General features: G+C 72.3%; 15 protein-coding genes. 12 read left to right on the top strand and 3 right to left on the bottom strand.

Going from position 1 to position 23,125, the window contains the following annotated elements:
- Positions 1-21 precede the first annotated feature (21 nt).
- Positions 22-2,538: an FxSxx-COOH system tetratricopeptide repeat protein gene (gene fxsT, locus ACTWPP_RS12120; RefSeq protein WP_443104293.1), complete on the bottom strand. Its 2,517-nt coding sequence runs from the start codon at positions 2,536-2,538 to the stop codon at positions 22-24.
- 363 nt (positions 2,539-2,901) lie between these two features.
- Here fxsT (ACTWPP_RS12120) and ACTWPP_RS12115 point away from each other — a divergent pair, with 363 nt between their 5' ends.
- From ACTWPP_RS12115 to fmdA, 11 genes are all read left to right on the top strand, one after another.
- On the top strand, positions 2,902-3,099 hold the full coding sequence (locus ACTWPP_RS12115; RefSeq protein ID WP_443104292.1) for a hypothetical protein: 198 nt from the start codon (positions 2,902-2,904) through the stop codon (positions 3,097-3,099).
- A gap of 267 nt (positions 3,100-3,366) precedes the next feature.
- Positions 3,367-5,505, top strand: a complete 2,139-nt coding sequence (locus tag ACTWPP_RS12110; protein ID WP_443104291.1) for an nSTAND1 domain-containing NTPase — start codon at positions 3,367-3,369, stop codon at positions 5,503-5,505.
- A 138-nt stretch (positions 5,506-5,643) separates the two neighbouring features.
- Complete coding sequence (locus ACTWPP_RS12105) at positions 5,644-7,128, top strand: MFS transporter (RefSeq protein WP_443104290.1); 1,485 nt, start codon at positions 5,644-5,646, stop codon at positions 7,126-7,128.
- A 103-nt stretch (positions 7,129-7,231) separates the two neighbouring features.
- Positions 7,232-8,731: a VMAP-C domain-containing protein gene (locus ACTWPP_RS12100; protein ID WP_443104289.1), complete on the top strand. Its 1,500-nt coding sequence runs from the start codon at positions 7,232-7,234 to the stop codon at positions 8,729-8,731.
- Between the two features lie 25 nt (positions 8,732-8,756).
- Positions 8,757-9,857 carry an AAA family ATPase gene (locus tag ACTWPP_RS12095; protein WP_443104288.1) on the top strand — a complete coding sequence of 367 codons (1,101 nt, stop codon included), beginning with the start codon at positions 8,757-8,759 and terminating at the stop codon, positions 9,855-9,857.
- Positions 9,854-13,954 (top strand): FxSxx-COOH system tetratricopeptide repeat protein, encoded by a 4,101-nt coding sequence (gene fxsT / locus ACTWPP_RS12090; RefSeq protein ID WP_443104287.1) that lies wholly within the window; start codon positions 9,854-9,856, stop codon positions 13,952-13,954. Before ACTWPP_RS12095 ends, fxsT (ACTWPP_RS12090) begins: the two co-directional genes overlap by 4 nt.
- A 40-nt stretch (positions 13,955-13,994) precedes the next feature.
- On the top strand, positions 13,995-14,936 hold the full coding sequence (locus tag ACTWPP_RS12085; RefSeq protein ID WP_443104286.1) for an effector-associated domain 2-containing protein: 942 nt from the start codon (positions 13,995-13,997) through the stop codon (positions 14,934-14,936).
- 48 nt (positions 14,937-14,984) lie between these two features.
- Positions 14,985-15,773, top strand: coding sequence for an arsenate reductase/protein-tyrosine-phosphatase family protein (locus ACTWPP_RS12080; RefSeq protein WP_443104285.1), 789 nt, complete (start codon positions 14,985-14,987; stop codon positions 15,771-15,773).
- Positions 15,757-16,140 carry a VOC family protein gene (locus ACTWPP_RS12075; RefSeq protein WP_443104284.1) on the top strand — a complete coding sequence of 128 codons (384 nt, stop codon included), beginning with the start codon at positions 15,757-15,759 and terminating at the stop codon, positions 16,138-16,140. The genes ACTWPP_RS12080 and ACTWPP_RS12075 overlap by 17 nt, the downstream gene beginning before the upstream one ends.
- Positions 16,141-16,215: 75 nt before the next feature.
- The gene (locus ACTWPP_RS12070) at positions 16,216-16,500 is read left to right on the top strand and encodes an FmdB family zinc ribbon protein (RefSeq protein ID WP_443104283.1); all 285 of its coding nucleotides are present in this window, start codon (positions 16,216-16,218) and stop codon (positions 16,498-16,500) included.
- 27 nt (positions 16,501-16,527) lie between these two features.
- Entirely contained in the window at positions 16,528-17,775 is a 1,248-nt protein-coding gene (fmdA, locus tag ACTWPP_RS12065) for a formamidase (RefSeq protein ID WP_443104282.1), read from the top strand.
- Between the two features lie 75 nt (positions 17,776-17,850).
- Here fmdA and ACTWPP_RS12060 read toward each other — a convergent pair whose 3' ends face one another.
- Together ACTWPP_RS12060 and ACTWPP_RS12055 are read right to left on the bottom strand one after the other, a co-directional pair.
- The gene (locus ACTWPP_RS12060) at positions 17,851-19,869 is read right to left on the bottom strand and encodes a CocE/NonD family hydrolase (RefSeq protein ID WP_443104281.1); all 2,019 of its coding nucleotides are present in this window, start codon (positions 19,867-19,869) and stop codon (positions 17,851-17,853) included.
- A 40-nt stretch (positions 19,870-19,909) separates the two neighbouring features.
- Positions 19,910-21,181 (bottom strand): ATP-grasp domain-containing protein, encoded by a 1,272-nt coding sequence (locus ACTWPP_RS12055; RefSeq protein ID WP_443104280.1) that lies wholly within the window; start codon positions 21,179-21,181, stop codon positions 19,910-19,912.
- 270 nt (positions 21,182-21,451) lie between these two features.
- Here ACTWPP_RS12055 and ACTWPP_RS12050 point away from each other — a divergent pair, with 270 nt between their 5' ends.
- Positions 21,452-23,008, top strand: coding sequence for a cellulose binding domain-containing protein (locus ACTWPP_RS12050; RefSeq protein ID WP_443104279.1), 1,557 nt, complete (start codon positions 21,452-21,454; stop codon positions 23,006-23,008).
- Positions 23,009-23,125 lie beyond the last annotated feature (117 nt).

The raw sequence follows: 23,125 nt of genomic DNA, 5'->3' as shown, positions 1-23,125 counted from the left end.
ACCCGCCCCGCGGGCCGGGGCTCACACCGGCGCCGGGTCGAAGTCGGTGTCGATGCGCCTGCGTTCGAGGAAGATCCTGGCGTCGGGATGCTCCGGCCCCAGCGTGGTGCGGTAGATCTCCTCGGTCCGCTCGTGGAGCGCGGCGGCGTCCTCGGCCCGTCCGAGCGTCTCGAGGTCGAGTGCGAGGTTGCCGGCGCAGGCCGAGGACAGCGGATGCTCTTCGCCCAGCGACGTGCGCAGCCGCCGGAGCGTCTCCTCGCCGAGGCGGGCGGCGTCCTCCGCCTTCCCGAGGGCGGCCAGATCGCTGACCAGGTTGAGGGCCACCGTCAGCGTGTAGTGGTGGTCGCGGCCGAGTTTGGACTCCAGGCCGTTGATGGCCGCCTCGTTGAGCTGCCGCGCGTTCACCGGGTCGCCCATGAGCCGGCGCAGGACCGCCAGGTTGCCGACGCAGCCGTGATGGTACGGGTGGTCCTTGCCGTAGACGGACGGGTACCGCCGCACCGTGTCCGCGGCGAGTTCGTGCGCCTCCTCAAGGTGCCCCATGCTGCGGTGGATGTTCGACAGGGCCATCGCGGAGGCCAGGGTGTCGGGGTTGTCGAGCCCGAACAGCCGCAGGCACCGTGCGTGGACGTCCGAGGCCAGCTCCAGCGCCCGGTCGAACTCCGCGGACCGCCGCGACGCGATCGAGAGGTCGCGCTGGGTGCGGAGGGTCCAGATGTGCTCGGCGCCGAGCTGCTCGACGCCGAAGGCGTAGGCGTCCTCACCGAAGTCGCACGCCTCCAGGTAGTCGCCGCAGAGCCGCACCGCGCGGGCCAGGCCGCTCCAGGCGATCAGCAGCCGGTTCGGGTTGCTCGCCTCCGGGTCCAGGACGAGCTGCGCCTGGTAGGCCTCCTCGTGGAGGCGCCGGGAGCTCACGTAGTCGCCGCTGAGCGCGTAGTCCAGCGCGAGGTTGTTGAGGGCGAGCAGCGTCCGGGAGTCGGTGTCCCCGAACTTGCCGCGGTGGAGGCGCAGGGCCTCCTCGTCGCTGGCCTTGGCGGCCTGGAAGTCGCCGCCGGCCCGCATGTCCGCGCCGTCGCCGCGCAGGAAGCGGAGCGTCAGCTCGTCGTCGGGTCCCAGCGTCCGCCGGGCGATCGTCTTGGTCCTGCGGCTCAGCTCCGCGGAGGCGCCGAACTCGCCCAGCTCACGCAGGACGATGGCGAGCTCCAGGTGGACGTTGAGGACGTCGTAGTGGTCTTCGCCGGAGTCCTTGGCCCAGCGTTCGACGAAGTCCTCGGCGAGCGCGCGGGCGGAGACGTAGTCACCGGACACGACCAGGTAGCGCACCATGTTGAGGGCGAGTGTCCGCACCTCGGGCGCCTGGCAGCCGGCCAGCTCCGTCGGCCCGATGTGCCCGAGCAGGTTGAAGTACCGGGGCCAGCCGAGGCGGTTCTCGGAGTTGGCCGGCGCGTACCCGGCCATGAGCCTGTGCACCTCGTGGCGGATCCGCTCCTTCACGTCCTGCGGCAGCTCGTCGCGCAGCAGCGCCTGGATCAGCCGGTGCACCTGGAGGGTCCGGCTCTGGTTGTCGAGCCGGGCGAGCGCGTAGCGGCCGAGTTCCGCGATCACGCGGCTCAGCTGGATCGGGTCGGCGACCAGGCTGGTGAGCCGGGGGCCGAGGCTGGCCTTCGGCTGGCTGAACAGGTCCCTGGGGATCGGCTCGGGGCCGAAGAAGGCGCAGCAGCGCAGCAGGTCGATCGCCTCGGGCAGCGTCCGGTCCAGGGCCGACACCGACAGTCCCCAGGCCGCCGTCATCGACGCGGGGTACTCGGTCGGCTTGCCCTCGGCGAGCAGCTGGCTGGTCCGCTCCCTCAGCAGCCGCAGGTACTCCTCCACCGACATCCCGGTCTCGGCCTGCAGGGCCCCGGCCTGCTCGAGCGCCAGCGGCAGGTCGCCGAGCGCGTCGGCGAGCCGTTCGGCCTCGGCCTTGTCCACCCCGCGGGGAACCCGCTTGCGGAGGAACTCCGCGCTTTCCGCGCGCGTGAACACGTCCACGGCGACCGTGTCCACGACACCGTCCCAGCGGTGGTTCCGGGAGGTGATCAGCACGTGTCCCGGGCCGTGGGGAAGGCTGTCGATCAGCTCCTCGGGCTGGTCGGCGTTGTCGAAGATCAGCAGCCAGTTGCTGTACGGGTCGCCGCGGCGCAGCGCGTCCAGGACGGCGTTCGCGGCGTCCTCGATGCCGCTCGCCGCCGCGGACGGAAGCCCGAGGTGGGCGGCCAGGCCCGCGAGCGAGGAGCGCACCAGCACCGGCTGGTCGGCCGGGATCCACCACACCAGGTCGTACTCCGGGCGGTAGCGGTAGGCGTACTCGACGGCCATCTGCGTCTTGCCGACGCCGCCGAGACCGTGCAGCGCGTGCGGCACCACGGCGGTGACGTTGCCGGTGATGCCGGCGCGCAGCCGGTTGAGCAGTTCGTCGCGGCCGGTGAAGTTCTTGTTCCGAGGAGGAATCTTTCCCCAGACGTCGGGAACCCGCCCCGGTGCGGCATCGGCTCCCATGCGTGGACTCGTCACGCCTTCCGCCTCCCACTCGGTCGCCGCGGCGCCCGCCGCACCGCGGGGTGTGCCGGCCATCGGGGCCGGACACGGGGCCGGACTCGGGCCGAACTCTCCCGAGTGAACATCGTTCCCCGTTCCGGCTCTGCAACAGGTGACACAACATCCCCGGATGCCCGAGATTCGGTCAGCGTCCATAGCAATATATGAACGACCCAATCAGAGCGATGTCCGGCTGAAATCGAGAAGACATTCTAGGTAACGGTTCCGGTTCACGCCATCTGGCCCGGCCCGTGATTTTCTGTCAGACTCGGAAATGTCGTGCGTCATGCCGCCCGCCCGCACCGAGCGGAGAAAGAGGCCGAGATGAGAAACAGTGACACCAAGATCAGCCCCATCGATCTCAGCCAGGTCTCGACATCGCAGCTGCACCGCCTGCCCAGCTCCGCACTGCGGACCGCACTCGCCGAAATGCTCGACCCGGCACGGCCGGGAGGCCACCGTCCGGCCGGATTCGGCCAGCTCTACCCGTCGTCACCGGATTCGTCGCCCGCCCGTCCGTGACCTGACCCGTTAGCCACACTTGGCCATTTCCCGGTTCGACCGGAACCGTTTCGGCCAAGGCGGGCCGACGCTGTACTACGGTTGTCAGACCGACCTCTTCGCTGGAGGCCCGTCGGCTGTCAGGTCATGACCAGCAGGCGGGTCGTGGCTTGGCGGAACCGCGAATCCAGCGTGTCGAACTGGATGGCCGCAGTGTCAAAGCAAAAGGTCCACGATCGCGGTGACCTCCCCAGGCTGCGCACGAGCACGCGGCCTGGGGAGGTCACGATGACCGCCCACGATCCGTCCGCCGCCGGCATCGCCCCGTACGTGGGAGCGCGACCTTTCCGGGTCGGCGAGCAGGGTCACTTTCACGGACGCGCAACCGAGATCCGCGACGTGGCCGACCGCTGGCAGCGGCACAGGGTCACGCTCCTGCACGGGCCCGCCGGCGTGGGCAAGACGTCCCTGCTGCACGCCGGGGTGGTCCCCCACCTGCGGGCGAGCGGGCTGCACACGGCGCCCGTCGGCCATCCCGTGCACCGGCCGGCGTGCCCCATCGGCGCCCTGCCCGACCAGAACCCGTACGTCTTCGCGCTGCTGTCCTCCTGGTACCCCGACGAGTCACCGAGCCGCGTCTGGGGGCTCTCGCTGCTCGACTACCTGCGCGGGCGCGCACAGACCGACCGCTTCGGCCTGCTGCCCCGGCAGCTGTTCGCGATCGACCAGGCCGAGCTGCTGCTGCGCGCGGCCGGGCCGTGGCTCCGGCACCGCGAGCTGCTGTTCGACGAGCTGGGGAACATGCTGGAGTGCTTTCCCGCCCACCTGCTGATCGTGGTGCGGGACGACCGGCTGGAGGAGATCCGGCCGCTCGTCGACCGGCTCGCCGCGCGCCTCCGCGACGGCACCGCCGACCCGGACGGCTACGCGCTGGCCCCCTTCGACCGGGCGGCCGCCGTCGAGGCGGTGGACGGGCCGCTGCAGCGCTCCGGGCATTCCGTCCCGGCCGGATCGGCGGCCCGGCTGGTGGACGAGCTCCGGACCGTCCGGGAGCCCTGGGCGCAGCGGTCCCGGACGACCTCCGCCGTCGACCCGGCACTGCTCCAGGTGGCCTGTGCCCGCCTGTGGGGCGAGACGCTCACCGACGCAGCCGCCCGCGCCGACGCCGGTCCCGCGTCCGGCCCCGGCTCCCCGTCCGGCCCCGGCGCCCCGCCGGGCCCCTCCGCGGGCGAGATCACCGACACCGAACGGCTCACCGACGACGTCGACCGGGGGCTGGCCGAGTTCTGCGCCCAGGCGCTGGCCACCGTGGCGGCCGACCACCGGCGGCCCGTGCGGGAGATCCTCGTCTGGTTCCGCGCCGCGTTCGCGCCCGAGCAGGGCGGCACCGGCGTCTCAGAGGACTCGGGTGCGGCGCAGGCGGTGCCCGCCGCCGTCCTGTGGGCGCTGGAGGACCGCCATGTCCTGAGGGCCCGGCTCGACTCCGGTGAGCGCCGGTACCACCTGCATCCCCGGCTGATCCAGGCCGTCCACCGGATCGGCGACAGGCCGGCCCCGGCCCAGCGGCCCGCACCGCCGGCCCGGCTGCGGTTCGCCGAGCTCGCCATCGCCGAGGGCGACTTCGACCTGGCCTCCTATCACGTGTCCGCCGCCGTGAGGGGCTGCGGCAAGGAGGACCTGAGGCTCCTGGCGGAGGCCGAGTGCCTGCGCGGCGACATCGCCTGCGTGCGGGGCGCGCCCGACGGGGCGGAGCACTACCGTGAGTCCGCCCGCCTCTACGAGGCCCTCGGGGACACGCCCGCGGTCGGCCGGCTGCTGGTCACGCTGGGCCGGCTGAAGCTCGCGGCCGACGCCACCGAGGCCGTCCGGGACCTGCGCGCCGCCGCCGGCAGGCTGCCCAACGACGCCGCCGTCCAGACCGGCCTGGGCCTGGCCCTCTGGGCGGACGGGCAGATCCGCGCCTCGCTCGCCGTCCTGGACGCGGTGCTGAGCCGCCACGGCGACACCACCGAGGCACTGCGCACCCGCGGCGAGATTCTCGCCGATCTGGGTCACGCCGAGCCGTCGCTGCGCGATCTGCGCCGCATCGACCACAACGCCCGCTTCTCCACGCGCGCCGCTTGGGCGCTGGCCCACGCCATGTGCGTCGACGCGTCCGGCGGGCCCTGGGGCGCGACCGAAGCGCATCCGGACGGCGAGCCCGCCGGGGCGCGGCTGGGGCCTCCGGACCCGGCCGACGCCGACAACGGCCCCGTGCTGCTGCGGCTGGCCCGCGTCGAGCGGCTGGACGGCGACGAGAGCGCCGCCGCCGCACTGGCCGCGCGGGCGGTGGCCGCGGAACATCCCCCGCTGCCGCCCCAACTTCGGGACCAGGCAAAGCGTCTCATTAGGCGTGAGGCACTTCATATTCCCGCCAAGCAACGATAAAAGCCCGCCCGGCCGGTCGGCAAACCGGTAGCATGCCGCTGTTTCGCGGGTATTCCACGATCGACAGTCTGACGTCATGCCGCACTACTTATCAGGACGCACCTGACATTCCTGGTTCGCCTCGAGACCTGCGGGCATGTGTTACTGCTCAAGGGAGAGTTCGGACCAGTGACCGTGACCGCGCCGGCAGCGAAGCCGAAGGCGGCCCGGCGGACGCGCCCCGTCCCCGCGGCGGACGAGAGCCCCGGGCCCGGGCGCCTCGAACGGCGGCGGCATCGCCGCAAGCCGTGGCGCCGGAGACCGCGACCGCAACGGCCACGTGACTTCACCCTGCTGTGGACGGGTTCGGCGGTTTCGCAGATCGGTGCCCTGAACATGTCCACCGCGGCTCCGCTGCTGGCGCTGACCCTCACCCGGTCGCCCGTCTTCGCGGGCTGGGTGCTGGCCGTCGGCACGATCCCGGGCCTGTTGCTGCACGTCCCGGCCGGGCTGGTCGCCGACCGCGTCGACCGCCGCAAGATCATGTCCGTCTGCCAGGCGGTCCGCATCGTGGTGGCGTCCGTGCTCGCGGCCGGGCTGCTGCTCCTCGACGACGGGAAGGAGATCCTGCTCATCACCGCGATCGCCGCCGACGGCTGCGCCGTGGCGTTCTACCACGTCGCCGAGACGGTCGCCCTCCGGCACGTGGTGCCGCGGGACACGCTGCACCCGGCGGTCGGCAAGAACGAGGCCAGACAGCACATGGCGGTGCTGCTCGGCCGGCCGCTCGGCGGCACCCTGTACGCCTTCGGCCACATGTTCCCATTCGTCTTCGGCGTACTGACCGCCTTGGTCTCGTGCCTTTCACTGCGCTGGATGCGCACCCGCGACTTCCGGGCCATTAAAAACCCGGCATCCGGTGCCATGGCGGATGACGCGCACGAGAAGCATGACAAGGCGACACCGAAGCATCCGCAGACACCACAGGACGATCCGCAACAATCGTCTGGAATACTCGCAGGGCTCAAGTTCTTGGCTAAAGACCGATTTCTGCGCGGCACTCTCGGTGCCTGCGCCCTGGCGAACTTCCTCTTCCAGACGGTGATGCTCCTGCTCGTCGTCCGTGCGCAGCAGCAGAGTCTGCCGGGCTCCGCGATCGGGCTGCTGCTGGCGACGAGCGGCCTCGGCGGCGTCCTGGGTTCCATGCTGGCCGGACGGAGGCCGCCCCGCGCGAGCCCGCGGAAGATCGTCATCATCTGCGGGGTGCTGTGGCTGGTGCTCATCCTGGTCGTCGCCGTCAGCCAGTCCGCCGTCTTCGGCCTGATGGCCTGGGGCGCGTGCGGCTTCTTGGGCGCACAGATCAACGTGACCCTGAGCTTCTACGAGCTGACCGAGGTCCCGCCGCACACGCAGGGCATCATGGCGGGCTTCAACCGGTTCCTGACGACCGGCGCGACCTCGGTGGGCGCGCTGTGCGCCGGGTACATCGTCGCGGCGATGGACGCCGACGGGGCGGCGATCCTGGCCGCCGGAGGGTTCACGGTCGTCGCCCTCGCCATCCCGCTCCTCCTGGCCTTCGATCATCTCCCGCGAATCCGGCCCTCCGCCCGCACCCTGGCGAAGGACCCTGGCACGGCGGGCTGACCGGCATCGGTCACCGTGGCAGAAAACGCGGAAAATGTGGCAGACGCCCCAATTCTTCCCACCCGGGTGATCGTATATTTGTCCGACCGTACGTACGCGCGCGATGACGCGGAGGCACCGCACTGTGAACGGGTCGCTCGATCTGGCCGATCAGGAGCGGCTCGTCAGGGCCTTCATGCGGATCGACGGCATGCGCCGGCGGCGTACCCGCGACCTCTACGTCACGCTCCTGGAGGACGAGCTGGGCCGGCACCTCCCGTTCGACCGGCACGAGGAGGAGCTGCACGACGTGTGGTCGCTGGTCCGGGCCTGCCTCACCACCACCGGGGCGGTCCACGCGCTGGCCGGGGTCCTGGAGCGGATCCACCGCGGCAGCACCCCGATGGCCGGGCTGAACGCGGTCGTCGCCGAGCTGGTCCCCGAGCCCCTGCTCACCCCGGCCGAAAGCCGCGACCTGCACCGTCTCGTCGGCGCGCTGGAGCGCGACGGCACCGCCTCCCCGTACGCCTCGGTACTGCCCTCGCTCTACCGGCGGGCCGTCGGCCCGGTGGGCCCGGTCCCCGACCACGACGTCAGGAGCCTCCGGGAGGCCGTCGCCCATCTGGAGCAGGTCCTCCAGGGCGCGGACGGTGTGCCGCCGCTGCTGGTGCTCGTCCACGGGCTCGCCGAGCACGCCGAGGGGGACACCGCCGCCGCCATCCGGGACTGGGCCCGCCGTTTCGCGGCGCGCTCGGGCGTCGACCCCACCCGGCTGGCCGGTCCGGGCCGGCCCGCCCTTCCCGGGGGCCCCGCACCGGACGGACGCGCGCGGGCCGGCACCTACCTCACCGTCGAGTGCCGCCATGACGGCGCGGGAACCGACAGGCTGATGGTCACGGCATGGCTCCAGAAGGGCACCGACCCCGGGATCACGCTGCGCAGCGACGACGAGCCGCTGCCGCGCGCGCTGCTCCCCGTCCTGCTCGGGGAACTGCTGGCCGACGACCCGGAGGTGGTGAACCGGGACGACCCCGACCTGGTCATCGAGTTCGTGCTGCCCCGGGGGCTGTTCGGGTTCGCCTTCGACCGGCTCGCCATCACCGTCGACGGCCTGGAGCGGCGGCTCGGGGTCGACTACCCGGTGGTCCTGCGCAGCCTCGACCGGCTCCGGCGCGGTGCCCTGCACCACCACTGGCGCCGCAAGTGGAGCCGGCTCCGGGAGGCGTCGCAGGACGGCGAGGTCTGCTGGGTCGGCACGCCCCGTGAGTTCGACAACCAGTGGCTCTACGCCAGGCTGCTGCAGCCGTCCGCGGCGGTCCTGGCGCTGGCCTTCCCCCCGTGGGGGGACACGCCCGAGCCGGTGGACGAGCTGTGGGTCGGCCTGCAGGCGGGAACCCCCGTCATCGCATGGTGCCGCCGGGAGGAACCGTCCGACCACCTCGTCAAGCAGGTGACGGCGCTGCTGGCCACCGACCCGATGACGCTGCCGTACAGGCTGCTCGACCTGCGGCGCCAGGCCGCGCTGAACGGCTCCGGCGAGCACCCCGGTCTGGATCTGGCCCTGCTGTTCGATGACGCCGACCGCATCCCCGAGCCGTACCAGCGGCTCAGACCCCCCACCTGAACGACCGGCCACGAGAGAGGTCCCCATGTCTGATGCAGTGTCCGGGTCGGACGGATCGCCCCCGCCGGACGGGTCCCCTTCACCGGGCGACTGGCACATCTTCACGGGCGGCAACCGGCCGCACGACCGCATCAGGAGCCTGCCGCCGCCTCCCCCCTGGCGGGACTTCAGCGCGGCCGGGACCACCGGGGACCGGCGGCCCGGCGACGTCCGGCGCGCGAGGTCGTACCGGACGGACGAGAGCGTGGTCGACAAGGTCAACGCGGCGCTGCAGCTGCGCCGGCCCCTGCTGGTCACCGGCAAGCCCGGCTCCGGGAAGTCCACGCTGGCCTACAGCATCGCGTACGAGCTGGGCCTCGGGCCGGTGCTGAACTGGCCGATCACGAGCCGGTCCACGTTGCAGCAGGGCCTCTACCACTACGACGCGATCGGCCGGGTCCACGAGGCGAGCCTGCGCGGGTCCGGGTCGGCGTGGGCGGGCCCGGCCGCCGCGCAGGCCGATGGCGATGGAGCCGGCGCCGCACCCGACGCCCGGCCGGGCGCCCCGGGCATCGGCCGGTACATCCGGCTGGGGCCGCTGGGCACCGCGCTGCTTCCGGGGGACCTGCCGCGCGTCCTGCTCATCGACGAGCTCGACAAGAGCGACATCGACCTGCCGAACGACCTGCTCAACATCTTCGAGGAGGGCTGGTTCCTGATCCCCGAGCTGGAGCGGCTCCCCGACGACCAGCCGGTCGTGGAGGTCATGACGGCCGCCGGCGCCCGCGCGTCCATCGAGCGCGGCAGGGTCGCCTGCGCGGACTTCCCCATCGTCGTCATCACCAGCAACGGGGAGCGCGAGTTCCCGCCCGCGTTCCTGCGCCGGTGCGTCCGGGTGGCGATCGAGCCGCCGAACGGCGAGCAACTCGCCGAGATCGTCGAGGCGCACCTGGGCGAGCCGGCCAGGCGGGACGCCGAGGAGCTCATCCGCGACTTCCTGGCCCGCCGCGCCCACGGCGACCTCGCCACCGACCAGCTGCTCAACGCGATCTTCCTGGCGACCTCGGGAGCCCGCCCGCCCGAGAGCGGGCTCGCCGACCTGGTCGACACCATCCTGCGTCCGCTGGGCATCCCGGGCTCGAAATGATCAGCCGGTTGGTCGAGGCGCTGTGGGCGCTCGATCCGCCGCCCACCGCGCAGGAGCTGGCGGACGCGCTGTGGCTCGCGGGGCGGATGCGGGCGGCCGAGGGGGATGCCGCCCCGCCCGCCCCGGAGGCGCCCCGGCCGCGCGTTCCCGACGCCGCTCCGGGGCCGCGGCCGGCGGGCGGCGCCGGGCATCCGCAAGGCCACCGGGCGGCCGCCGCGGGCACGGACCCGGCCCCGCAGGCCGGGCTGTACGTCACGGGCCGCGAGCCGGCCCGGTCGTTCCCGGTCCGCAGCCCGGGGGTGGCCGCGATCTCGCACAGCCTGCCGCTGGTCCGCGCGATGCGTCCGCTGCGGGTGTCCGCGCCGTCCCCCGCCCGGACGTATCTGGACGAGGCGCGCACGGCGCAGAGCGTGGCCGACACCGGTGTCTGGCTTCCGGTCATGCGTCCGTCGCCGGAACGCTGGCTGGAGATGTCGCTGGTGGTGGACACCGGCCGCTCCATGGTCATCTGGCACCGCATGATCGAGGAGCTGCGGGTGCTGCTCCAGCAGCTCGGGGCCTTCCGCGACGTCCGGGTGTGGCGGCTCGACACCGACGCCGAGCGGCTGCGGCTCCGCACCGACATCACTCCCGGGGGCGGGAGCGAGGGCCAGGGCCGCAGCCCCGACGAGCTGATCGATCCGACGCACCGCCGGGTCGTCCTGGTCGTGAGCGACTGCCTCGGCGGGGCCTGGCGGGACGGCCGGGCCGCCGGCCTGCTGGAACGGTGGGGGCGCGCGGGACCGGTCGCGATCGTCCAGCCGCTGCCGCAGCGGCTCTGGTCGCGGTGCGCGGCGGCGCTGGAACCGGTGCGGTTCAGCGCCGCGATCCGCGCGGCTCCCAACGACCGGCTCACGGTGGTGCCGACCACGGCGCCCCTCCTCGGCGAGAACGGCGTCCCGTCCGCGGCCGCCGATCCGGGCATCGCCGTACCGGTCATGGAGCTGGAACCGCGGTGGGTGCGCACCTGGGCCGGGTTCGTCGCCGCCGGCGGCCGGGACATGCGGGGCGTCGCGCTGTTCACCGGGCATGCCGTGGCGCCGCTCGCCGAGGACCCCGGCGGCGCCGACCCGTCCCCGGTGGAGCGGGTGATGCGCTTCCGTGCGGCGTCCTCCCCCGAGGCGTTCCAGCTGGCGCGGCATCTGGCGGCGGCACCGCTCAACCTGGAGGTCATGCGGCTGGTGCAGCGGGCGATGCTGCCCCGGTCCACCCCGGCGCACCTCGCCGAGGTCTACCTGGGCGACCTGATGCGGACGGCCGGGTCGCAGGGCGGGACCGTCTCCTACGACTTCCGGGAGGGGGTCCGCGACGTCCTGCTCAGCGGGCTGCTGCGCGGCGAAGCGCTGCGCGTGCTCACGGAGGTCTGGCACGTGGTCAGGCACCAGCTCGGCTCCGCCCACGACTTCCCCGCCCTGCTCGGCGCGATCCGGCGGGGCGAGGAGGCGCTCCCGCCCGACCAGCCGTTCGCCCAGGTGGCCGTCCGGGTGCTGGCCCGGCTCGGCGGCCGCTACAGGGAGGCCGCGGAACGGCTCGGCGGCACGTCCACCGAAACCGGGGCGGACGGCGGAACCCGTCCGCGGACGGGGCCGGGGCAGGGCGCCGGCCCCGCCGCGGGGTCCCCTATCTGGGGCGGGGTACCGCCGCGCGGCACCGGCTTCGTCGGACGGGACGCGCTGCTGGCCGCCACCCGGGACGCGCTGGACGACGGCCCGGTGGCGCTCGTCCCCGAGTCCGGTCACCGGCTCGGCGGCGAGGGCACGTCCCGGCTCGCCGCCGAGTACGCGCACCGGTACGCGGACGAGTACGACCTGATCTGGTGGATTCCCGCCGCCCAGGCCACGGTCGCGTGGGCCTCCCTGGCGGCGCTGGCGGGACGGCTCGCCGGGGGCGGCGCCCGGCACGGCACCGCCGCCCAGGCGCTCCGGGCGCTCGGCGCCGGCGCGGCGGCCGGGCGCCCGCTCCTCATCTATGACGACGCGGCGGATCCGCGCGAAATCGAACCGCTGATGCCGCACGCCGCGTCCGGCGCGTTCACCGGACATGTGCTGGTCACCGGCGGCGACGCCGCCGCCTGGGCCGCCGGGCACACCGTCATCCGGGTGGGCCGCCTCGACCGGGCGGACAGCGTCGCGCTGCTGCGCACGCGCGCGCCGGGGCTCACCTCCGAGCAGGCCGGCCTGCTCGCCCGCGACCTGGACGACCATCCGTCGGCGCTGACGCTCGCGGCGGCGTGGCTGGAGGCGGCACGGCGGTCGTCCGGCGAAGACGTCCAGGACTACCTGCGCCTCCTCGACCGGCGGACACGGACGCTCGGCGAGGAGGAACCGCGGATGGCGCCCAAGGTAGCCGCCGCCGCCGACCTCGCCCTCACACGGCTCGGCGCGGAACGGCCCGTCGCCGGGCGGCTCCTGGAGCTGTGGGCGTACCTCGGCTCCCATCCGGTCTCCACCCGCCTGCTGTCGTCCGGTCCGCTCGCGGACCTCGCGCCGGGGCTCGCACACGACGGTGCGCTGCGGGACGCGATGCGCGACATCGACCGCTACGCGCTCGGGCGTTTCGATCCGGACGCGGGAGTCCTCCGCGTGCATCCACAGGTGCGGGCCATGCTGCGGCTGAGAGCTGCCCCACCGGCGGACCACTCCCCCGTCCGCGCCTGTGCGGACGCGATCCTCAGCGCCGCGACCCCGGCCGAGGAGCCCGAGAACAGCGACACCTGGGAGGCACGCGCCGAGATCACCCCGCATGTCGTGCCCGCCGAGACCGCCCTCGGCAGCGCGCGGCACGTGGTGCTCGACCAGGTGCGGTACCTGCTCGCACGCGGCGACGTGGACGGCGGCAGGCGGCTCGCCGAGTCGGCGGCCGGTGCGTGGGCGGACCTGCACGGCCCCGACGACGAGCTGCTCCTGGAGGTCGGCCGGCGGCTGGCCGAGGCGCTGCGGCTGCTCGGCGACCACCGGGCCGCCGCCGGCCTCGGCGCGGACCTGCTCCCGCGGATGCGGAGCCGGTTCGGCCCCGACCACCCCGGCACCCTGTCCGCCGCGCGCGGGGCCGGGATCGGCCTGCGGTTCCACGGCAGGTTCCAGGAGGCGCACGAACTCGACGACGACACCTGGCGGCGGGCGCTCCGGCGCTTCGGCGCCGACGACGCGCACGCGCTGCTGGCCGCGGCCGACGTCGGCACGGACCTGCGGCTGCTCGGCGACGTCCACCACGCGCACGCGCTGGACTCCGACGCCCACGCCAGGCTGCGCCGCCGGCTCGGCCCGCGGCACCGCGACGTGGTCCGCGTCGCCGACTGCCTCGGCCGTGACCTGCACGAGCTCGGCCGGTACGACGAGGCCCTCGCGGTGCAGCGCGAATGCCTTCCCGGCACCCGTTCCGCACCGCCCCCGCAGCACGTCCTTCCGCTCCTCGTCGGCCACGCCGGGACGCTCCGCGCGTCCGGCGAACCGGCGGAGGCGCACGGCGTCGCGCGGGAGACGCTGGAGCACGTCCGGGAGCTGTTCGGCGCCGCCCACCCGCACACCCTCGCCGCCGAAGTGTGCCTCGCCCTCGCGGAGATCTCCGTGGGCGTCCTGCGCCAGGCGTGCGACAGGCTCCGCGAGGCCCACGCCGCCTACCGCCGCGTGATGGGCGCCGGCCACCCGTTCACGCACGTCTGCGCGGCCGGGTACGGCGCGGCGCTGCGGGCCGCCGGCGACGCCCAGACCGCTCTGGAGATCGACGAGGCGGCCCGCGACGGCCTCGGCGGTCATCCGAATCACCACCATGCCCTCTGCTGCGCGGCGGGGGTGGCCGCCGACCTCTACCTGCTAGGTGAGCTGGAGTCCGCCGCGGAGATCTCCGCCGGCACCGCGGCGGGCCTCCGGAAGCGGCTGGGCCCGGCGCACCCGCACAGCGTGGCCTCCGCCCACAACCACCTGGTGATCACGCAAAGCCCCGGGCCGCGGCCGGCCGGCGAACTGCGGGCGGCCCTGGGCGACCGGCACCCCGACGTCACCGCGGCGGAAGCGGGGGAACTCCTGGAACTCCACATCGAACCCCTGCTGCTGGAGTAGCCCCATGGCGAACCCGCTGACCCGCACTCATAATCGACCCGTGGACACGGCACGCGGCGACTGGCATCCGGCGGGCCTGTGCTCCCTGTACCTGTGCGACATCGCCTCGTTCGGCGACCCGTCCCGCACCGACCGCGTGCGCGTCCACGTGCGCGGCGTGCTCTACGAGAGCCTCGGGACGGCCTTCCGGGAGAACGGCATCGCGTTCGACGCCTGCTACTGGGAGGACCGGGGCGACGGCGTGATGATCGCCGTGCCTCCGGAGTACGACCTCACGACGCTCCTCACCACGGTGACCGACCGGCTCCGCGCCGAGATCCGCCACCACAACGCCGTCTCCGGCGATCCCGCGAAGATGCAGCTGCGGGTGGCCGTCCACATGGGGATGGCGCGCTCGGACGGCCGCGGCCTGGTGGGGACCGCGGTGAACGACGCGTTCCGCATCCTCGACGCCCCCGCGTTGAAGGAGGCCCTGCGCGTCTCGGGGACGGCCGTGGGGGTGATCGTGTCCGACCGCGTCTACGACGACGTCGTCCGGCACGGCTGGGACCTGCTCGACCCCGGTGACTACCGGCGCGTCGAAGTCCGGGTCAAAGAGCTGACGACGATCTCCTGGATGAACGTCCCGGGGCTGCCGTCGCCGGTCCCCGCGCAGTCGCCGGCGCCCGCCCCGGCCGGGACGGTCCGTCCCGCCGGTGACCCGCCGCCGCTGTTCGAACTGGTCGACCATCTCCTCGACATCCCTCTGCTGGCCCACGAGCGGGGACGCGACCAGCTCGTCGACGCCCTGCCGTTCGAGATCGGCGTGGTCATCCCGCGCAGGCCCGACGCCCGCTCCGACACCTACGCCATCGTCCGGACCTGCCTCGACTACCCCGGCGGCCTGCACCGGCTGCACCAGGCGGTCAAGGCGTTCACCGGCCCGTCGATGGCCATGGCACGTGTGGAGCGGACCCTCAACCGCTTCCTCCTGGGCCCCTGAGTCCCGCCGAACCCAATCCATCAAAGTGGCTTGATGTATAGTCGGGGCATGGAGCCCACGGTTCAAGCCGTCCCGGCGTTCGTGCGGTTGGCCGCCCACCCGCTGCGGTGGCGGCTGCTGACCGAGCTGGCCATGAGCGACCTCCGCGTCCGTGAGCTCGTCGGGCTGCTCGGCCAGCCGCAGAACCTGGTGTCCTACCATCTGCGGCTGCTACGCGAAGGCGGGCTGGTCACCGCCCACCGGAGCAGCTTCGACTCCCGCGACAGCTACTACCACCTGGATCTGGAGCGCTGCGCGGACGGACTGGCCGCCGCCGGCACCGGCCTGCACCCGGCGCTGCGCCTCGATCCCGCCCCGCCGGCTCCCGCGGCCACCGGACGCCCGGCCCGCCCCCGCGTGCTGTTCACGTGCACCGGTAACAGCGCCCGCTCACCGATCGCCGAGGCGCTGCTGCGCCACCGCACCGACGGCGACGCGGAGGTGACCAGCGCCGGGAGCCACCCCGGACCGCGTCTTCATCCCGACGCCGTGCGGATCCTGCGTGAGGACTACGGCATCGACGTCGGCGGCCGGCGGCCGCGGCATCTGGACACCGTCGCGCGCCTCGGGTTCGACTACGTGATCAGCCTGTGCGACAAGGTCCGCGAGGTCTGCCCCGAGTTCACCGACCGGCCGCGGCAGATCCACTGGAGCATTCCCGACCCGGCCGCCGGCGGCTCCGGTCGGCCGGGCCACGCCGCCTTCAGGCGCACGGCGGCGCAGATCGACACCCGTATCCGCTACCTGCTGCCCGTCCTCGCCATGAACCCGGAGGTCAACCATGACGACACCGGATGAGTTCGCCAACGTCCGCTACCTCGTCGACGACGTCGCCGCCGCCGTCCACTTCTACACGACCCACCTCGGCTTCACCCTGCGCTCCAACCCCGCGCCCGCGTTCGCCGACGTGGTCCGCGGCCCGCTGCGGCTGCTGCTGTCGGGCCCGGCGAGCTCCGGCGCCCGCGCCACACCGGATGAGTCCGCCGTGCCGGGCCGCAACCGCATCCACCTGATCGTCGGCGACCTCGACGCCGAGATCGACCGGCTGCGCGCCTCGGGACTGACCGTCCCCGGCGACGTCGTCGCCGGCCCCGGCGGACGCCAGATCCTGCTCACCGACCCGGCCGGCAACCTCGTCGAACTGTTCGAACCCGCCGCCCACTGAACGGCTGACCTGGGCGATCCGTTTACCGGTGCTTCTCGGCGGAATAGTCCGCCACGAAGCATTGGGGGGCTGCCCGTGGCCGTTTACCAGTACCGCTGCGCCGAATGCGGACCGTTCGACGTCTCCCGTCCCATCGGGACGGCCGGATCCGCGGAGACCTGCGCGGCCTGCGGCGGTGAGGCGTCCCGCGTCTTCACCGCGCCGCACCTCGCCCGCACACCCCGCCCGATCGACCGGGCGCTCCAGGCCCAGGAGGCCGGCGCCCACGAGCCGCGCGTGGTCAAGCGGGTCCCCGAGGCACCGCGCAGGCCGGCGGCAACGCCCGCGGACCCGAGGCACGCGCTGCTGCCTCGCCCGTAAGCCAGATGAGACGTACCGGAGGAAGACATGCCCGACGTCGTGTTCAGCGTCGACCAGGCGAAGTCGATGCGCGACCAGCAGGTTCCCGGCCACAACCGGTGGCATCCCGACATCCCGCCCGCGGTCACCGTGCGTCCCGGGTCGGAGATCCGCGTCGAGTCGCGGGAGTGGATGGACGGCCAGGTCGGCAACAATGACTCGGCCAACGACATCCGCGACCTCAACCTCAACGTCAACCACATGCTGAGCGGCCCGATCGCGGTGGAGGGCGCCGAGCCCGGCGACCTGCTCATCGTCGACATCCTCGACATCGGGCCCGTCCCGCAGGAGACCGGCGACGTCGCCGGCCAGGGCTGGGGCTACACCGGCATCTTCGCCAAGGGCAACGGCGGCGGGTTCCTCACCGACTGGTTCCCCGACGCGTGCAAGGCCATCTGGGACTTCCACGGCCAGATGGCCACGTCACGCCATATCCCCGGCGTCCGCTTCACCGGCATCACGCACCCCGGCCTGTTCGGCACCGCACCGTCCGCGGACATGCTGTCCCGCTGGAACGCGCGCGAGCAGACCCTCATCGACACCGACCCGGACCGGGTGCCGCCGCTCGCCCTGCCGCCGGAGCGGCAGGACGTCCTCGCGGGCTCCCTCACCGGCGCCGACCTGGAGCGGATCGGACGGGAGGGCGCCCGGACCGTCCCGCCCCGGGAGAACGGCGGCAACCAGGACATCAAGAACTTCAGCCGCGGATCCCGCGTGTTCTTCCCGGTCTACGTCCCCGGCGCCCTGCTGTCGGGCGGCGACCTGCACTTCAGCCAGGGCGACGGCGAGATCTCGTTCTGCGGCGCGATCGAGATGGGCGGGTTCATCGACCTGCACATCGACCTGATCAAGGGCGGGATGGAGAAGTACGGGGTGACGACGAACCCCCTGTTCATGCCGGGGAACGTCGAGCCCCGCCACGACGAGTTCATCTCATTCATCGGCATCTCGGTCGACCACGAAAGCGACACCAACCATTTCACCGATGCCACGCTGGCCTACCGGAACGCCTGCCTGAACGCCATCGAGTACCTGAAGAAGTTCGGCTACACGGGCGAGCAGGCGTACCTGCTGCTCGGAGCCGCGCCGATCGAGGGACGGCTCAGCGGCGTCGTCGACATTCCCAACGCCTGCTGCTCCCTGTACCTGCCCACGGCCGTCTTCGACTTCGACGTCCGTCCCACCGCCGACGGGCCTCACCGCGTCGACCGCGGCCAATGCGCCGTCGCGTCCTGACCGCGCGCTCCCTCTCCCGGACCGGCCGGCCCCCACGGGGACGGCCGGTCCCATGTCCGGCCACGTCCCGCCCGGTCAGAGCTGTTCTCGGGGGATGGTGACCGCCCAGTTGCGGGAGTCGACCCGGCGGTCGGCCTCGTAGGCGTCGAGTTCCGCCTGGAGGTGGAAGTCCGTCGCGGTGGACGTCAGCTTCGTGCGGGTGACGGTGCTGACGTCCCAGTCGCCCCGGACGAACCCCATGCGCCACTCGACATCGCCGAACACGGAGGTGAAGTCGTCGCCGGTCCAGCCGTAGGTCTCCTTGGCCAGGCGGGATATCTCCAGGCCGATGTCGTCGATGCGGACGACACCGATATCCTTGACCACCTTGAGCGCGGACGCGTACTCCACGAGATCGCGGGACACCGTCCACCCTTCCTCACCGGCCTTGAGCTGCGTGGCGGAGATGGGTGGCGCCCCCTCCGGCTCCCCGAAGGCCGTGACGTCCGGTTCGCCCGGCGCGCCGACGGGCCGGACCGGCAGGTCCACGGCACCGGTGAAGATCGACAGCCGGACCGAGCGCGGCGGCGGCCAGGCCAGCGGCCAGTACGACGTGGAGATCGACACGCGGATGCGGTGCCCGGCCGGGAAGGCGTGCGCCATCGCGTTCAGGGTGACGCCGATCCGGTACCGCTTCCCGGGTTGCAGTGCGTGCGGGGTGGCGTGCCCGTCCCGGTGCGTGAGGTTGAGGAGGCCGTAGGTGACGCGGGTGGCCCGGCCGTCCGGCGCCACGTCCGACAGCCGGACGGCCACCATCGCCTGCGGCCGGTTCGCCGCCAGCTCCAGGCGGACGATGGGCGAGCCGAGGACCTCGCACCGCTCGTCGAGGACGTCGCTGTCGAAGACGAGCGACCCGCCGTCCTCCTCTCGCTGGTCGTAGGGAAGGTCCGGGGGCGCGTTGTAGGAGCACCATTTCCCGGCGAACTGCCCGACGGAGAGCGGCGACTCCACGGTCAGTTCCTCCCGTCCGACCTTCTCGCCCTCGTGGGCGATGCGGTTGCGTTCCAGCGGGCGGCTGCAAACGTCGATGCGGGGCGACGGCCAGGAGGTCTCACCGACCCAGCGGCCCGGGCGTTCCTCGTACGCGGTGGAGGGCGGCACGCTCTCCTGCATCCAGATGCGCAGTTTCGGCTCGTCCATCACGCCGTTGTCGGCGCCCTTGAGCCAGTGGTCCCACCACCGCACCAGCTCCTGCAGGAAACCGATCGCCGGGCCGGGCACGCCGAGGTGCGGGTACTTGTGCGACCAGGGGCCGATGAGTCCCTGCGTGGGCACGTCCAGATGGGCCAGGACGCGGAACACGGCGTTGGAGTATCCGTCGGCCCAGCCGCTCACCGCGAGGACCGGGCACTGGACGTCGGAGTAGTCCTCGCAGACCGAGCCGTGCCGCCAGTAGTCGCCACGGTGCTGGTGGCGGAGCCACTCCTCCAGCCACAGCCCGCTGTGCTCCAGGCGTTCCCGCCACATGTCGCGCCATCGTTCGCCGACGACCGCCGGGTCGGGCGGGCACGAGGTGTAGGCGAACATCGTGGACGCCCAGGACAGGTTGTCGCTCAGCAGGCAGCCGCCCATGTAGTGGACGTCGTCGGCGTACCGGTCGTCGCTGAAGCACAACGGCACGATCGCGGCGAGGCTCGGCGGGCGGCGAGCCGCGACCTGCAGCGCGTTGAACCCGCCCCAGGAGATGCCCATCATCCCAGCACGCCCGCTGGACCACGACTGGTCGGCGAGCCAGGCGAGGATCTCTTCGGCGTCGAGCAGTTCGCGTTCCAGATACTCGTCGGTGAGGACGCCCTCCGAGTCGCCCGTGCCGCGCAGGTCGACCCGTACGCCCGCATAGCCGTGACCGGCCAGGTACGGGTGATGGATCGAATCGCGCCGTGCCGTCAGGTCCCGTTTCCGGTAAGGGATGAACTCCAGGATGACCGGAACGGGCTCTCCGTCGGAGGCCACCGGCCGCCAGATGCGCGCGGAGAGGCGTACACCGTCCGACATGGGGATCCAGACGTGCTCGTCCTCCCGCACCGCATAGGGCAGCGCCGTCACCGTACGCATCTCGCTCCTCCCCCGTGTGGCTCGGCAACGCCGGATCGCCCTACTCGTCGAACTCGAACTTCAGGGCCGCCAGGCACTGCTCGTACCGGGCCTCCAGCTCCGCCTGGTCCGCGGCGCCCATGAAGACGCGGGCCAGCTCGTAGCTGTAGCTGTCCTGCATGGGCAGTTCGGACAACCGGTCACCCACGTTCGCGGCGATCTTCACGATCGTGCCCGGCATATCCCGCTCGATCGCCGCGATCTCGTCGGCGGAGGGGACGCGCCGGACGACACCGTCGGTGAACCGCCGGACGAACCATTTGGCGGCCACGTCGTACTCGCCTCCGCCGGAGTCCCTGAGTTCCGGGTCGAGTCCCAGCGCGAGCCGCACCATGTACTGGTGGTTGGGGACGCCGTCCACGTACTCGAACAGCGGGGCGTGCGACTGGGAGTGCCGGGGGTTGATCTCCAGGAGGTTGATCGCGTCGTTGTCGCGGTCCCAGAAGAACTCGACGTTGAACGTCGTGGAGTCGAGCCCGATGCGTTCGATCACGCGCCTGGTGATGCCCGTCATGCGTTCGAGGACCTCGCCGGGCAGGGATGACGGGTACTGGTAGCGCAGGAAGCTCGGCCGGTCGGGGTAGTCGATGGAGTCGACGACGCCGTAGACGTGCGCCTCGCCGCCGAAGCTGCAGCCCTCGACCGTCACCTGGGCACCGGTGATCGACTCTTCGGCCATGCAGGCCGCGCCGCCGACCTCGCCGATCTCCGGCGGCAGGTCGAGGCGGGCCATGACGACCTCGAACGGCTTGCCGATGTGGTCGATGCCCTCGCGGATCTCGGCGACGGCCCGGCTGAACTCGTCGGGGTCCCTGACCAGGAACGCCAGCGCCGCCGACGTCGACTTCACCGGTTTCAGCCACATCGGGTACCGCACCCCCGGCGGCGGCCGCGGGTCGTCGTAGAGATCGACCAGCCCGAACGGGGGATGCTCGTCGATCACCGCGCGCTGCTCGATGCGGCTCCAGTACTTGTGCTCGCACTTCACGATGGATTCGAGGCTGGGGCTGCGCAGCCCGTACCGCTCGCACAGGACGGGGACCATCGTCGTGACCGGGAAGTCCCAGAACCCGATGATCGCGTCGATCCGCCCGTCGAAGGCGTCCAGCTTCGACTCCGCCTTCGCCACCAGCCGGTCGAAGTCGATCTCGCCGTGCTGCAGTTCCTCCAGCGTCATCAGCGGGTGGAAACGGTACTCCGCGAGGTGGGGAAGCTCTCGAAGCATCCGGAGGTTCAGGTCGTCCAGGCCCAGCACGAACACGTTCTGAGGCATGCCTCCTCCACTCCGGCCGCTCCCTGGTGGCGTACCCCCTGTGACACCCCTAAACGGGGTGTTCCCATGCGGCCGCCGCGTTCGGTGAGGGGGTTGCCGGGCGGCGCCGGGAATGGTTACAGTTCATCCAATTAATAGGAAGGTTTCCTATAAGATAGAGGTCGATCGCGTGGCCCGCTCACCGCCCGCACCGAAGATCCGCATCGCTCGACGACACCACTCGGGGCTCGGGGGATTCCCGCCGTCCACATCTCCGTCCCGGGAGCGACCTTGAGAAGACATCTTCCCGCCCTCCTGCTCACCGCCCTCTGTTCCCTCGTCCTCGCCCTGATCTCCCCGATCCCGGCGAACGCCGCGTCGGTGACGGCCACGTTCGCCAAGTCCGCCGACTGGGGATCGGGCTACGAGGCCAAGTACACGATCAAGAACGACACCGGCTCCCCCATCTCGTCGTGGACGGTGGAGTTCGACCTCCCGTCCGGCTCCTCGGTCGGGACCTACTGGGACGCCCTCCTCACCGAGTCAGGGCAGCACGCCACCTTCACCAACCGCTCGTACAACGCGACCGTCGCTTCAGGCGCGACGGTCTCGTTCGGGTTCATCGTCAACGGCTCCGGGTCACCCCAGAACTGCACCATCAACGGCGCGTCCTGCACCGGCGGCGGCGACGGCGAACCCGGGGCGCCCTCCGCACCGGGCGCACCCGCCGTGACCGCCCGGACGGACAACTCCCTGACGCTCTCGTGGTCCGCGTCGTCCGGTGCGGTCAACGGCTACCGCGTCTACGAAGGGTCCGCCGTCCGCGCCACCGTGTCCGGGACGAGCACCACCATCTCCGGGCTGGCCGCCTGCTCGGACCACACCTACACGGTCAAGGCGTACAACTCCGCCGGTGAGTCCGCCGCGAGCGGCCCGGTCACCGCCACCACGACCGGCTGCACCGCACCGGACGTCACCAAGCACGCCGCGCCCTACCTCTACATGGGATGGGGCAGCCCGCCGAGCCCGTCCACGGTCATGAACGCGACCGGGATCAAATGGTTCACGATGGCGTTCATCCTGTCCGGCGGCGGCTGCAGCCCGGCGTGGGACAGCAGCCGTCCCCTCCAGGGCGGCGTCGACGCGCAGGCCATCGCGCAGATCCGCGCGGCCGGCGGCGACGTCCTGCCGTCCATCGGCGGCTGGTCGGGCAACAAACTGGGCCCGAACTGCGCCACCCCCGAGGCCCTCGCCGGCGCGTACCAGCAGGTCATCGACGCCTACGATCTCAAGGCCATCGACATCGACATCGAGAACAGCGACGAGTTCGAGAACGCCGCCGTCCAGGACCGCATCCTGAACGCGCTCAAGATCGTCAAGCGGAACAACCCCGGCATCCAGACGATCCTGACGTTCGGGACCGGCACCGCCGGGCCGAACTACTGGGGCACCCGCCTCATCGACCGCGCCGCCGAACTGCAGGCCGACGTGGACATCTTCACGATCATGCCGTTCAACTTCGGCGGCGGTTCCGACATGTACGGCAGCACCGTCAGCGCGTCCGAGGGCCTGAAGAACGCGCTGAAGTCGGCGTTCGGATGGTCGGACGCGACCGCCTACTCGCACATGGGGATCTCCGGCATGAACGGCCTGTCGGACCAGCGGGAGGTCACGTCCCCGGCCACCTGGACACGGATCCGCGACTGGGCCGCCTCGCACGGCCTCTCCCGGCTGGCGTACTGGTCGGTCAACCGTGACCGCCCCTGCCCCGGCGGCGGCGTCACTTCCAACTGCAGCGGAATCGACCAGCAGCAGTGGGAGTTCACCAGAATCACCGCGGGTTTCTGACCCTCCCCCAGCGGCCCGCGTCCCACCCTCCGCCGGGGCGCGGGCCGCCCCTTCTTCGACACTTCTCCGGCCTGGGTGAACTCAGTGAAAGTGACGGGGTCAACGATGGCCCATCGA

This window comes from Actinomadura sp. 3N407, from assembly GCF_052245875.1.
Classification (GTDB): Bacteria; Actinomycetota; Actinomycetes; order Streptosporangiales; family Streptosporangiaceae; genus Spirillospora.
The sequence above is the reverse complement of the archived record's forward strand: the minus strand, read 5'-3'. Positions and strand labels throughout refer to the sequence as shown.

Bases quoted from the DNA above. Each gene is read 5' to 3' on its own strand.
- fxsT (WP_443104293.1), bottom strand. From the start codon at position 2,538: ATGGGAGCCGATGCCGCACCGGGGCGGGTTCCCGACGTCTGGGGAAAG.
- ACTWPP_RS12115 (WP_443104292.1), top strand. From the start codon at position 2,902: ATGAGAAACAGTGACACCAAGATCAGCCCCATCGATCTCAGCCAGGTC.
- ACTWPP_RS12110 (WP_443104291.1), top strand. From the start codon at position 3,367: ATGACCGCCCACGATCCGTCCGCCGCCGGCATCGCCCCGTACGTGGGA.
- ACTWPP_RS12100 (WP_443104289.1), top strand. From the start codon at position 7,232: ATGACGCGGAGGCACCGCACTGTGAACGGGTCGCTCGATCTGGCCGAT.
- ACTWPP_RS12095 (WP_443104288.1), top strand. From the start codon at position 8,757: ATGTCTGATGCAGTGTCCGGGTCGGACGGATCGCCCCCGCCGGACGGG.
- fxsT (WP_443104287.1), top strand. From the start codon at position 9,854: ATGATCAGCCGGTTGGTCGAGGCGCTGTGGGCGCTCGATCCGCCGCCC.
- ACTWPP_RS12080 (WP_443104285.1), top strand. From the start codon at position 14,985: ATGGAGCCCACGGTTCAAGCCGTCCCGGCGTTCGTGCGGTTGGCCGCC.
- ACTWPP_RS12075 (WP_443104284.1), top strand. From the start codon at position 15,757: ATGACGACACCGGATGAGTTCGCCAACGTCCGCTACCTCGTCGACGAC.
- fmdA (WP_443104282.1), top strand. From the start codon at position 16,528: ATGCCCGACGTCGTGTTCAGCGTCGACCAGGCGAAGTCGATGCGCGAC.
- ACTWPP_RS12060 (WP_443104281.1), bottom strand. From the start codon at position 19,869: ATGCGTACGGTGACGGCGCTGCCCTATGCGGTGCGGGAGGACGAGCAC.
- ACTWPP_RS12055 (WP_443104280.1), bottom strand. From the start codon at position 21,181: ATGCCTCAGAACGTGTTCGTGCTGGGCCTGGACGACCTGAACCTCCGG.